Consider the following 13,185-nt stretch of genomic DNA (forward strand, 5'->3'; position numbering starts at 1 on the left):
TTTTGACAGATTAATGTAAGGAAATCCTTGCAGTGTCCATCATTCATTCCGAGTCAGGGATCAGCGCGATGAAATCCTCCCCGTTGTCCGTGCGCGCCGGGTCGTGCCGCACCGCCGTCGCCGTCGCGGTCGCCGCACTGGCGCTGGCGGGCTGCGCGAACTACATCGGCATCAAGAGCGACAAGCAGATCGCCCCCGCGTCGCAATTCGAATCCGCCCAGAGCCTGCCGGCCCAGGGCGGCCAGTGGCCGGCGCTCGACTGGGCCAGCCAGTTCGGCGATCCGCAGTTGCCGAAGCTGATCGACGAAGCCCTGCAGGGCAATCCGTCGATCGCGCAGGCACAGGCGCGCATCGCAAAGGCGTCGTCGTACATCGAATCGTCGCGTTCGAACCTGATGCCCAAGGCGGAAGCCAGCTATTCGTGGACGCGTGAGCTGTATTCGTCGAACGCGCTGTTCCCGCCGCCGTACGGCGGCCAGTGGTACAGCGAGAACAACGCGCTCGCGAGCGCGTCGTGGGAACTCGACCTGTGGGGCAAGAACCGCGAGCGCCTGCACACCGCCGTGTCGCAGGAAAAGGCGGCCGAAGCCGACATGCAGCAGGCACGCATCACGCTCGCGTCGTCGGTCGCACGTACCTACAACTCGCTCGCGCAGCTCTATGCGCTGCGCGATATCGCCCAACGCGAGATCGCCAACCGCGAGACGGTCGGCAAGATCACCGACGGCCGCGTGTCGGCCGGCCTCGACACCAACGTCGAACGCCAGACGGCCCGCGGCAATATCGCGACGACCCAGGCTTCGCTGTCCGATCTCGATGGGCAGATCACGACGGTGCGCTACCAGCTCGCGGCACTGCTCGGCAAGGGCCCGGATCGCGGGCTGCAGATCGCGGCGCCCGTGATGAACCCGAGCGGCGATGTCGCACTGCCCGGCAATCTGCCGGCCGATCTCGTCTCGCGCCGCCCCGACATCGTCGCCGCGCGCTGGCAGGTCGAAGCCGCGATGCACGACGTGAAGGAAGCGAAGGCCGAGTTCTACCCCGACGTGAACCTTGCGGCCGGTTTCGGCTTCGATGCGTTCGGCTGGGGCAAATTCCTGAACTTCGCGAGCCGCCAGGCGCAATTCGGCCCGGCGATCCACCTGCCGATTTTCGACGCCGGCGCGCTGCGCGCGCAGCTCAAGGGCCGCTACGCGGACTTCGACCTGTCGGTGGCGAACTACAACCAGACGCTGATCAGCGCGCTGAACGACGTCGCGACGCAGGTCGCGTCGATCCGCGCAGTCGATCGCCAGATGGGCGATGCGCAACGCGCCCTCGACGCATCGACGCGCGCATACGACCTCGCGGTCATCCGCTACAAGGCCGGCCTGTCGCCGCAGCTGCAGGTGCTGACCGCGGACAGCAACCGCCTCGCATCGGAGCAGACGGTGACCAACCTGAAGATGCGCCGGCGCGACATGCAGCTTGCACTGATCAAGGCGCTCGGCGGCGGGTTCGACGCGACCGGCACGCCGCTTGCCGCGCCCGATGCCGACAAGCCGACAAAACAGGCCGCCAACTGATCCGGCGCCACCACTACGCAGACACTCGAAATAACGGACGGAGAAAATCGCCATGAGCGACCAACAAAACGCCGCCAGCGCGCAGCCGCAGAACAACGGCAAGCGCAAACGGATGATGACGCTGCTCGTCGCGGTCATCGTGATCGCGGCCATCGCGTATGGCCTGTACTACTTCCTCGTCGCCCGCTTCCATGAAGGGACCGACGACGCGTACGTGAACGGCAACGTCGTGCAGATCACGCCGCAGGTCACCGGCACCGTGATCGCGGTGAAGGCCGACGACACGCAGACGGTGAAGGCCGGCGATCCGCTCGTCGTGCTCGACCCGGCCGACTCGCAGGTCGCGCTGCAGCAGGCCGAAGCCAATCTCGCGCAGACGGTGCGCCAGGTGCGCGGCCTGTTCGTCAACGACGACCAGTATCGCGCGCAAGTCGCACTGCGCCAGTCCGACCTGTCGAAGGCCGAGGACGACCTCCGTCGCCGCGTGGCCGTCGCGCAGACGGGCGCCGTGTCGCAGGAAGAAATCTCGCACGCACGCGACGCCGTGCGCGCCGCCCAGGCATCGCTCGACGCCTCGCAGCAACAACTCGCGTCGAACCGCGCGCTGACCGCAAACACGACGATCGCATCGCATCCGAACGTGATGGCCGCAGCCGCGAAGGTTCGCGACGCGTACCTGGCGAACGCGCGTAACGTGCTGCCCGCACCGGTCACCGGCTATGTCGCGAAGCGCTCGGTGCAGGTCGGCCAGCGCGTGTCGCCGGGCACGCCGCTGATGTCGGTGGTGCCGCTGAACGCAGTGTGGGTCGATGCGAACTTCAAGGAAGTCCAGCTCAAGCACATGCGCATTGGCCAGCCGGTCGAACTGACGGCCGACATCTACGGCTCGTCGGCGGTTTACCACGGCAAGGTGGTCGGCTTCTCGGCAGGTACGGGCTCGGCGTTCTCGCTGCTGCCGGCGCAGAACGCGACGGGTAACTGGATCAAGGTCGTGCAGCGCCTGCCGGTGCGGATCGAACTCGATCCGAAGGATCTCGCCAAGCACCCGCTGCGCATCGGCCTGTCGATGCAGGTCGACGTGGACATCAAGGACGAACGCGGCGACCAGCTCGTAAACGCACCGAATACCGTCTACGAGACCAATGTGTTCGCGAAGTACGGCGACGAAGCCGATGCCGAAATCGCCCGCATCATCGCCGAGAATGCCGGCGGCAACGCACCGGCGCCGGCTGCGGCGAAGTCGAATGCCGTCGCGAAGATGATGTAACTGCTCCGACTCCGGAAAGACAACCGACATGGCACAGGCACCTGTCTCTCACCCGCCCTTGCAGGGCGGGCAGCTCGTGATCGGGACGATCGCGGTATCGCTCGCGGTGTTCATGAACGTGCTCGACACGTCCATCGCGAACGTCGCGATCCCGACCATCTCGGGCGACCTCGGCGTGTCGTCCGACCAGGGCACGTGGGTCATCACGTCGTTCGCAGTCGCGAACGCGATCTCCGTGCCGCTCACCGGCTGGCTGACCGACCGCTTCGGGCAGGTTCGCCTGTTCCTCGCGTCGATCATCCTGTTCGTGATTTCGTCGTGGATGTGCGGGCTCTCGCCCAACCTGCCGTTCCTGCTTGCGTCGCGCGTGCTGCAAGGCGCGGTGGCAGGCCCGATGATTCCGCTGTCGCAAGCGCTCCTGCTGTCGAGTTATCCGCGCGCCAAGGCGCCGATGGCGCTCGCGCTATGGGCGATGACGACGCTGATCGCGCCCGTTGCCGGCCCGATTCTCGGCGGCTGGATCTCGGACAACTACTCGTGGCCGTGGATCTTCTACGTCAACATCCCGGTCGGCATCGCCGCCGCCGCCGCGACGTGGGCGATCTACCGCAATCGGGAATCGGCCGTGCGCCGCGCCCCGATCGACGGCGTGGGCCTCGCGCTGCTGGTCGTCTGGGTCGGCTCGCTGCAGATCATGCTCGACAAGGGCAAGGATCTCGACTGGTTCGCGTCGACGACCATCATCGTGCTCGCGCTGACCGCCGTCATCGCGTTCGCGTTCTTCGTCATCTGGGAACTGACTGCCGAGCACCCGGTCGTCGACCTGTCGCTGTTCCGCATGCGGAACTTCACCGGCGGCACCGTCGCGCTGTCGATCGGGTACGGCCTGTACTTCGGCAACCTCGTGCTGTTGCCGCTGTGGCTGCAGACGCAGATCGGCTACACGGCGACCGACGCCGGTCTCGTGATGGCGCCGGTCGGGCTGTTCGCGATCCTGCTGTCGCCACTCACCGGGAAGTACCTGCCGCGCACCGATCCGCGCTTTATCTCGACGGCGTCGTTCCTGACGTTTGCGCTGTGCTTCTGGATGCGGTCGCGCTACACGACGGGGGTCGACGAATGGTCGCTGACGCTGCCGACGCTCGTACAGGGCATCGCAATGGCCGGCTTCTTCATCCCGCTGGTATCGATCACGCTGTCGGGCCTGCCCGGCCACCGCATTCCCGCGGCATCGGGCCTGTCCAACTTCGTGCGGATCATGTGCGGCGGCATCGGCACGTCGATCTTCCAGACGGCCTGGGACCATCGCAACAACTTCCATCACGCGCAACTGGTCGAGCAGGCGAACGTCTACAACCCGACGTTCAACCAGGCCGTCACGCAGATGGGCAACCTCGGGCTGACGCGGGACCAGGCACACGGGCTGATCAACAATCTGGCCACGCAGCAGGCCGCGCAGCTCGGCGTGAACGACCTGTTCTACATCTCGGCGGCGATCTTCGTGCTGCTGATCGGGCTGATCTGGATCACGAAGCCCGAGCGCTCGGGCGGCGGCGATGCAGGTGCCGCGGCATCGGCTGCACACTGAATACGCTGCCTGGACGCAAACAAAAAGCCCCGCTTCGTGAAGCGGGGCTTTTTCATTCCGACGGGCGCGCGTTCGCGCGGCTGCGTCAGGCTGCCGTGACGACGAGCCGCTCCGGCGCCAATACGCCGTTTGCCTTGCGGGCCACGCCGAGCAGGCGGGTCGCGTCGTAGACGCGCACACGCCCGCCTTCGGTCGCGTCGATCGGGTCGAGCGACGACAGCGGCAAACGCTGCCCGTGCAGGAACCGCTTCGCGCTGGTTTCATCGAGACGAACCAGCGGAAACGTCGACAGCAACGCATCGACCGGCTGGAGCCACGCATCACGTGCCGCTTCGTCGGCATCGGACAGCGCATCGAGCGTTACCGCATGCTCGAGCGTCAGCGCGCCGACGCCCGTGCGCCGCAGCATCGTCAGATGCGCACCGCAACCGAGCGCCTCGCCGATATCCTCTGCCAGCGTGCGCACATAAGTGCCCTTGCTGCAGGTCACGCGAAACGTCACGTCAGGCAGGTCGCACGCGAGCAGGTCGAGGGCGAGGATCGTCACGTTGCGGCCCTCGCGCTCGACGGTTTGCCCCGCGCGCGCATATTCATACAGCGGTTTGCCATCGCGCTTGAGCGCCGAATACATCGGCGGCACTTGCACGATCTCGCCGGTGAAGCGCACCAGCGCGGCTTCCACCGCCGCACGGTCGCATTCGACGGGGCGCGTGTCGATCACCTCGCCTTCCGCGTCGCCGGTAGCCGTACGCTGGCCGAGACGCATCGTCGCTTCGTAGGTTTTGTCCGCTTCGAGCAGATCCTGCGAGAACTTCGTCGCCTCGCCGAAACACAGCGGCAGCAAACCCGAAGCCAGGGGATCGAGCGTACCGGTGTGACCGGCTTTCTTCGCGAGCAGCAGCCGCTTCGCGCGAATCAGTGCATCGTTGCTCGAAAGGCCGACCGGCTTGTCGAGCAGGAGGACGCCGTCCAGCACGCGCCGGGGCACGCGCGGACGTTGGGATGCTGCAGTCGTCATAGGCCGGTCGAGCTCAATCGTCCTTGTTAGCCGTGTCGGCCTCGTCGTCGTCTTTCGCGCGCGTCGAGTTCGCTTCCTTGATCAGGCGCGACATTTCCACGGCCTTCTCGATCGTCTGGTCGTAGTGGAAATGCAGCGTCGGCACCGTATGGATGTGCAGGCGCTTGAACAACAGGTTGTGCAAGTGACCCGACGCGTGGTTCAGCGCTTCCTGCGTCTTGGCCGGATCGCCGATCAACGCGGTGAAGTAGACCTTCGCGTGCGCATAATCCGGCGTGAGTTCGACGCTCTGGATGGTCACGATGCCGATGCGCGGGTCTTTGACCTCGCGCATGATGAGTTCGGACAGATCGCGCTGAATCTGGTCAGCGATCTGCACGTTGCGATTGGGGGAAGTACGTTTCCTGGACATGATCGATCCGTGATCCGTTTATCAGGATGAAGCGGCGGCCAGTGTTGGCGCGCCACCATGAAAATGGGCGGGACAGGCCCAAGCCTGCCCCGCCCATGAGCCGATGCGCGAGGATTACAGCGTACGCGCGACTTCGGTCACTTCGAAGACTTCGAACTGGTCGCCTTCGATGACGTCGTTGAAGTTCTTCACCGACATACCGCACTCGAAGCCTTGCTTCACTTCCTTCACGTCGTCCTTGAAGCGCTTCAGCGATTCGAGTTCGCCCGTGAAGATCACGACGTTGTTGCGCAGCACGCGAACCGACGACGAGCGCTTGACGATACCGTCCGTGACCATACAGCCGGCGACCGTGCCGACCTTCGGCACCTTGAACACCTGGCGCACCTCGACCATGCCGGTGACGACTTCGCGCTTCTCCGGCGCCAGCATGCCCGACATTGCCGCCTTCACCTCATCCACTGCGTCGTAGATGATGTTGTAGTAGCGGATGTCGATGCCGTTCGCTTCGGCCAGCTTGCGCGCCTGTGCATCCGCACGCGTGTTGAAGCCGATGATGACAGCCTTCGATGCCGTTGCGAGGTTGACGTCGTTTTCGCTGATGCCACCCACCGCGCTGTGCACGATCTGCACGCGCACTTCGTCGGTCGACAGCTTGAGCAGCGACTGCACGAGCGCTTCCTGCGAGCCCTGCACGTCCGCCTTGATGATGAGCGGCAGGTTCTGCACTTCGCCTTCGCCCATCTGCTCGAGCATGCTTTCCAGCTTCGCGGCCTGCTGCTTCGCCAGCTTCACGTCGCGGAACTTGCCCTGACGGAACAATGCGATTTCACGCGCCTTGCGCTCGTCCGGCAGCACGATCACTTCCTCGCCCGCGCCCGGCACTTCCGACAGACCCTGGATTTCGACCGGGATCGACGGGCCGGCTTCCTTCGTCGGCTTGCCGTTTTCGTCGAGCATCGCGCGCACGCGGCCGTAGGCCGTACCCGCCAGCACGATGTCGCCGCGGTTCAGCGTACCGGACTGCACGAGGATCGTCGCGACCGGACCCTTGCCCTTGTCGAGCTTCGCTTCGATCACGATACCCTTGGCCGGCGCTTCGACCGGTGCCTTCAGCTCCAGCACTTCCGCTTGCAGCAGCACGTTCTCGAGCAGATCGTCGATGCCCGCGCCCGTCTTTGCCGACACCGGCACGAACGGCGAATCGCCACCGTATTCTTCCGGCACGACGCCTTCCGCGACCAGTTCCTGCTTGACGCGATCGGGGTTCGCTTCCGGTTTGTCGATCTTGTTGATCGCGACGACGATCGGCACACCACCCGCCTTCGCGTGGGCAATGGCTTCCTTCGTCTGCGGCATCACGCCGTCGTCGGCTGCCACCACCAGCACCACGATGTCGGTCGCCTTCGCGCCGCGTGCACGCATTGCCGTGAACGCTTCGTGACCCGGCGTATCGAGGAACGTGATGACGCCACGCGGCGTATCGACGTGATACGCGCCGATGTGCTGCGTAATGCCGCCCGCTTCGCCTGCGGCAACCTTCGCGCGGCGGATGTGGTCGAGCAGCGAGGTCTTGCCGTGGTCGACGTGACCCATCACCGTGACGACCGGCGGACGCGGCAGTTGCTCGGCGTCGGTACCGGTTTCGCCTTCGACGAGCAGCGCTTCCGGATCGTCCAGCTTCGCGGCAACCGCGCGGTGGCCCAGTTCCTCGACGACGATCATCGCCGTTTCCTGGTCCAGCACCTGGTTGATCGTGACCATCTGGCCCATCTTCATCATCACCTTGATGACTTCGGAGGCCTTGATCGACATCTTGTGCGCGAGATCGGCAACCGACACGGTTTCCGGCACGTGCACTTCACGGACGATCGGCTCGGTCGGCGCCTGGAAGGACGATGCACTGTCCTGGTGACGGCCACGGCCCTTCGGGCCGCCGCGCCAGCCGCGGTCGACGCCGCCGCTCGAATCGCCGCGCGTCTTGATGCCGCGACGCTTCGACGCGTCGTCCTGCCAGCCGCCCTTGCCTGCGCCCGGCTTCTTGTTGCGGTCGCCCGCGCCTGCCGGCGCCTGCGTCGTTGCCGGTGCCGCACCGGCCGGCTTCTTCACGGCCGGACGCGCCTGCGCACCTTCCGGCTTTGCCGGCTTGTGCAGCGTGCCCTTCGCTTCGGCCGGCTTCGGCGGCTCGACCGGCTTCGGCGGCTCGACTGCCTTGACGACGGCCTTGCGCGGCGTGTTCATCATCTCGCGAATCGCACGTGCTTCGGCTTCTGCCGCCGCACGGCGCTTGCTGATCTCTTCCTGCTCGGCGCGCGCCTTGTCCGCTGCCTCGCGGGCAGCGTCTTCAGCCTTCTTCGCCGCTTCGCGCTGCGCCGCACGTTCGGCGGCTGCGCGCGCCTCGTCCTGCGCGGACTGCGCCGATTGCGGAGTCTCCGCTTCCTGTTCGGCTGCAGCAGCCTGCTGTGCGGCTGCCTGCTGCTGTGCCGCCGCAGCTTCGGCCGCGGCACGCTTCGCCGCCGCTTCTTCCTCGGCGCGACGACGCTCGGCTTCGGCCGCTTCCTCGCGGGCACGACGTTCCGCTTCCTCGCGCTCGAGGCGCTCCTGACGCTCGCGCAGTTCCTGCGCCTGCTTCTCGAGCAGCTCGGCCTCGCGGCGCGCTTCTTCCTCGCGACGCTTCAGTTCTGCATCGTCGTCCGCTTCGGCGACCTGCGCCTGACCCTGTTCCGCACCTTCGGCCACGTCGTCGCGCTTGACGAACGTACGCTTCTTGCGGACCTCGACCTGAATGGTGCGAGCCTTGCCCGTCGCGTCAGATTGCTTGATCTCCGACGTATGCTTGCGGGTCAGCGTGATCTTGCGCTTGTCGCCGTCGGTTGCGCCGTGCGACTTGCGCAAATGATCGAGCAGACGCGCCTTGTCCGTTTCGGACAGCGCATCGTCTTCACTCGCTTTCTGGACGCCCGCTGCCTGCAGCTGTTCGAGCAGCACACCAGCAGGCATTTTCAGTTCCGCGGCAAATTGGGCTACGTTGTTACTCGCCATTCATTCCTCTTAGTGCAAGGACCGATTCCTTGCGGTTAGCATCGGGTCAGGCCATACGGCCGCCATCAAATCAGTGCGCCATGGTCATTTCTCACTGGAACCAGTGTTCACGTGCTTTCATGATCAACGCCTTAGCGGCATCCTCTTCCATCCCGGTCATGTCGACCAGTTCATCCACAGCCAGCTCGGCGAGATCGTCGCGCGTCTGCACGCCGTGTTCGGCCAGCTTCGCGAGCAGCTCCGGCGTAATGCCGTCGAGGCTCTTGAGATCCAGCGCTGCGTTCTCGACCTTTTCTTCGTTCGCGATCGCCATCGTCAACAGCGCGTCGCGTGCGCGGTTGCGCAGTTCGTGCACGGTGTCCTCGTCGAACGCCTCGATTTCGAGCATTTCGTTGAGCGGCACGTACGCGATCTCTTCCAGACTCGTGAAGCCTTCGTCGATCAGGATGTCGGCAACTTCTTCGTCGACGTCGAGACGCGCCATGAACAGCGCACGCAGCCGGTCGCGCTCTTCCCCCTGCTTCAGGGCGGATTCGTCCGGCGTCATGATGTTGATCTGCCAGCCGGTCAGTTCGCCAGCAAGACGAACGTTCTGACCGCTGCGGCCGATCGCGACAGCCAGCTCGTTCTCGTCGACGACGACGTCCATCGAGTGCTTTTCTTCATCGACGACAATCGACTGGACAGCTGCCGGCGCGAGCGCGCCGATCACGAACTGGGCGGGATCCTCCGACCATAGCACGATGTCGATGTTTTCGCCACCGAGCTCGTTGCGCACGGCCTGCACTCGGGAACCGCGGATACCGACGCAGGTGCCGATCGGATCGATCCGCTTGTCGTACGCGATGACGCCGATCTTGGCGCGCACGCCCGGGTCGCGGGCAGCCGCCTTGATCTCGAGCAGGCCCTGCTCGATTTCCGGCACTTCCATCTCGAACAGCTTCATCAGGAACTCGGGCGCCGTACGCGACAGTTCGATCTGCGGGCCGCGCGCGGTGCGGTCGACCTTCGCGATGTACGCACGCACGCGGTCGCCCACGCGCAGGTTTTCCTTCGGGATCAGCTGATCGCGGCGCAGCAGCGCCTCGACACGGCCCGATTCGACGATGAAGTTGCCCTTGTCGAGGCGCTTCACCGTACCCGTCATGATCTTTTCGCCACGTTCGAGGTAATCGTTCAGGATCTGCTCGCGCTCGGCGTCGCGCACCTTCTGCAGGATCACCTGCTTCGCGGCCTGCGCGCCGATGCGACCGAACTCGATCGACGGAACGGGTTCCTCGACATATTCGCCGACTTCGACGTCGGGCTTCTGCTCACGCGCTTCGAACAGCAGGATCTCGCGATCCGGCTCCTGCAAGCCTGCCTCGTCGGGCACGACGAGCCAGCGACGGAAGGTTTCGTGCTCGCCGCTTTCGCGATCGATATGGACGCGGATTTCGGCGCCTTCGTCGAACAGCTTCTTGGAAGCAGATGCGAGCGCGGCCTCGAGGGCGCCCAGCACCACATCCTTGTCGACGTTTTTCTCGCGCGCCAGCGCATCCACCAGCATCAACACTTCGCGACTCATTATTTGCGGCTCCTAAAGTCAACTTGCGGAATCAGGCGGGCTTTGTCGATATCGGCCAGCGTGAAATCCAGCATGGCCGCCTCGCCCTTCTTCCTCTCAAATTCCAAACCGATCGTTTCGCCATTCGGCGCGTGCAGAATGCCCCGGTACGTCTTGCGCCCGTCCAGCGGCTTTTTCAAGGTCACGGAAACTTCGCTGCCGGCGAAGCGCTCGAAGTCGGCCAGCTTCTTCAACGGGCGGTCGAGCCCCGGGGACGAGACTTCGAGCCGTTCGTAATCGATGTTTTCGACCGTCAAGACGTGCTGGAGCTGACGCGTGACCTTTTCGCAATCTTCGAGCGAGATGCCGGCAGGCTGATCGATATAGATGCAAAGCATGCCGCGCCCAGTGCGCTCGAGATCCACCAGCTCGTAACCGAGCCCGGTGACCGTGGTTTCTATCAGTTCCGTCAGTTGCACAGTGTCCTCTCAGGTGTTCGCGCCCGCCGCTCGCGAATTCACCCGCGGGCGCGCGCCTTAGCCGGCGCAGGAAGCGCTACCCGAGATGCCTAACCGTTTCAGCAAAAAAAAATGGGCGGAACGCCCATCTTCTTACTGGTGGTCGCACCTGAGCCGCACATTGAATCCGTACGCCCAGCGACTCCGCGATTATAGCGATTTTTGGCGCAAACGCCAAGCCAGCCGGTAAAAGCAGCGTGTCGCCCGCCTTTACCGACCCAAAAATGCGAAATCGGGTTATCCGATCAGCCAGCACCATCCTGCCAGGCCGGAGATCGGTCATGCCGGCTGCGACGCAGCGGCACGCAATATATATACAGTCGAAAGCGATCGGCGCAATACGCCGTGCCGGCAAAATCGGCGGGATGCCGATCGGGCCGGCACGCCGGCGGCTTTGCGCCGCCGTGCGCCAACATGTGTTTAGCGGCTGCGCGTACGACTGCGCTGCTGACGCTGGCCGCCGCCGCGCGGACCGCCGCCGTTGCCGGCACCGTCAGCCCGGTTGCCGTTCGGATTGCGATTGCCGCCACCCTTGCTGCCGCCGCGCTTGGCGCCCGCGCCTTCGCGCTTGGGGCCCGCGCCTTCGCGCTTGGGGCCCGCGCCGTACGACGCACGGTTGCCGTCGACATCACGGCCGCCACCCGCTCGATTGCCGTCGCGACCACCGCCCGCGCGGTTGCCATCGCGGCCGCCGCCGGCACGATTGCCGTAACCCGACGGCGCAACCGGCAGGCTGCCGTAGCCGCTCAGGCCCGGCAAACCCGGCCCGCCGCGCCGACCGCCGCCGCGACGCGGCTGATCCAGCTGCCCGTGAGCCGTCAGCACCGGCTCGCGGCTGATGAAGCCCATCGATGTCTGCATCGGATCGGGCTGGCGACGCTCGGCCTGGCCGGCACCGCCGCGCTTGCCCTTCTCCTCGGACGGCGCCTTCAGGCCGACGGTCGCCATCAGCTTGCGCACCTGCGTGTCGTCGAGCTCCTCCCAGCGGCCGCGCTTCAGACCGCGCGGCAGCGGAATCGGACCGTGACGCGTACGGATCAGGCGGCTCACCATCAGGCCGACCGCCTCGAACATCCGGCGCACTTCGCGGTTGCGGCCTTCGGCCAGCGCGACGTGATACCAGTGGTTCGTACCCTCGCCGCCGCCGTCGCGGATGCGCAGGAAGTTTGCCGGGCCGTCATCGAGCTCGACACCATGCAGCAGCTTCTGACGCATGCCTTCGGCCAGTTCGCCGACGACGCGCACCGCGTATTCGCGCTCGACGCTGTAGCGCGGATGCATGAAGCGGTTTGCGAGGTCGCCCGAAGTCGTCAGCATCAGCAGACCTTCGGTATTGAAGTCGAGGCGGCCGACCGCGAGCCACTTCGCCGTCTTCATCGGCGGCAGTCGGTCGAACACCGACGGACGGCCCTCCGGATCCGCGTGACTGACGATCTCGCCCGTCGGCTTGTGGTACAGCAGCACCCGCGGCGGCTTGTTCGGCAGCTTGCGCTTGACCGGCTTGCCGTTGATCCGCACCTGGTCGGTCGGCATGATGCGCTGGCCGATGTGTGCAGGCTCGCCGTTCACCGACACGCGGCCGGCGACGATCAGCTCTTCCATCTCACGGCGCGAGCCCATGCCCGCTTCCGCCAGCACCTTGTGAAGCTTCGGCGCGTCGTCGTCCGGCGACAGCACGCGCTTGTTCGCCGGCTGGTTGCGGCCACGACGCAGCATCGGCGCACGCACGCCGCTACCGCCCGCGGAATTGTCGGCGTCGAATGCCGGCGACGTCACGTAGGCAAACAGTTCGTCCTGGGACGCATCGCCTTCCGTCTTCGCCGCACCACCTTCAGCCTTCGATGCGCCGCCGCGACGGCCCTGACCGCCCTGGGCCTTGGCCGCGCTTTCGCGCTTGCCGGCCGGCTTGCGACCGCCCTTGGCCGCGCCTTCCTTGCGCGGCGCACGCGCCGGCTGCTGCGCTTCGGCGGCTTCGGCCGGCTGAGCGTCAGCGTCTTCGCCACCCTGCGGCTCGCCTTCGGCGCCCTTCGACTTGGCCGCCGCGCGACGTCGCGCGATCAGGCTGCGCGGGCCTCGCCGCAGACCGCGGCGGGGACGCTCGTCGCCACCCTCGGCCGGAGCGCCCTGCTCCGGTGCATCGTCGGCACGCGCTGCCTGCACGGCAGGCGCGGACGATTCAATATCGTGGATATCTGTCAAAACAACCTCAAAATGTCAGGTCTCGCGCCC

The 13,185-nt window shown here is 65.6% G+C and carries 9 protein-coding genes; 3 read left to right on the forward strand and 6 right to left on the reverse strand.

Going from position 1 to position 13,185, the window contains the following annotated elements; genetic code table 11:
• Positions 1–68 precede the first annotated feature (68 nt).
• From DPV74_RS09230 to DPV74_RS09240, 3 genes are read left to right on the forward strand one after another with little or no spacing between them, the layout of a single operon-like run.
• Positions 69–1,565: an efflux transporter outer membrane subunit gene (locus DPV74_RS09230; protein ID WP_060084789.1), complete on the forward strand. Its 1,497-nt coding sequence runs from the start codon at positions 69–71 to the stop codon at positions 1,563–1,565.
• 52 nt (positions 1,566–1,617) lie between these two features.
• Positions 1,618–2,832, forward strand: a complete 1,215-nt coding sequence (locus DPV74_RS09235) for an efflux RND transporter periplasmic adaptor subunit (RefSeq protein WP_060205595.1) — start codon at positions 1,618–1,620, stop codon at positions 2,830–2,832.
• 28 nt (positions 2,833–2,860) lie between these two features.
• Positions 2,861–4,420: a DHA2 family efflux MFS transporter permease subunit gene (locus DPV74_RS09240; RefSeq protein WP_021162400.1), complete on the forward strand. Its 1,560-nt coding sequence runs from the start codon at positions 2,861–2,863 to the stop codon at positions 4,418–4,420.
• A gap of 85 nt (positions 4,421–4,505) precedes the next feature.
• On the opposite strand, the gene truB is transcribed toward DPV74_RS09240, so the two are convergent.
• The 6 genes from truB to rluB all read right to left on the reverse strand — a co-directional run bounded on the left by truB (position 4,506) and on the right by rluB (position 13,155).
• A complete protein-coding gene (gene truB, locus DPV74_RS09245) occupies positions 4,506–5,438 on the reverse strand; it encodes a tRNA pseudouridine(55) synthase TruB (protein WP_059700075.1) in 933 nt (310 codons plus the stop codon).
• 13 nt (positions 5,439–5,451) lie between these two features.
• On the reverse strand, positions 5,452–5,850 hold the full coding sequence (gene rbfA, locus DPV74_RS09250) for a 30S ribosome-binding factor RbfA (protein ID WP_119337045.1): 399 nt from the start codon (positions 5,848–5,850) through the stop codon (positions 5,452–5,454).
• A 114-nt stretch (positions 5,851–5,964) separates the two neighbouring features.
• Complete coding sequence (gene infB / locus DPV74_RS09255) at positions 5,965–8,892, reverse strand: translation initiation factor IF-2 (RefSeq protein ID WP_027787688.1); 2,928 nt, start codon at positions 8,890–8,892, stop codon at positions 5,965–5,967.
• 91 nt (positions 8,893–8,983) lie between these two features.
• Positions 8,984–10,459 (reverse strand): transcription termination factor NusA, encoded by a 1,476-nt coding sequence (gene nusA / locus DPV74_RS09260; RefSeq protein WP_006476166.1) that lies wholly within the window; start codon positions 10,457–10,459, stop codon positions 8,984–8,986.
• A complete protein-coding gene (rimP, locus tag DPV74_RS09265; protein WP_014897219.1) occupies positions 10,459–10,917 on the reverse strand; it encodes a ribosome maturation factor RimP in 459 nt (152 codons plus the stop codon). Before rimP ends, nusA begins: the two co-directional genes overlap by 1 nt.
• 459 nt (positions 10,918–11,376) lie before the next feature.
• Entirely contained in the window at positions 11,377–13,155 is a 1,779-nt protein-coding gene (rluB, locus tag DPV74_RS09270) for a 23S rRNA pseudouridine(2605) synthase RluB (protein WP_119337046.1), read from the reverse strand.
• Positions 13,156–13,185: the final 30 nt, after the last annotated feature.

Origin of the sequence: Burkholderia sp. HAN2018, assembly GCF_024704855.1 — a bacterium.
Taxonomy (GTDB): Bacteria; Pseudomonadota; Gammaproteobacteria; order Burkholderiales; family Burkholderiaceae; genus Burkholderia; species Burkholderia cepacia.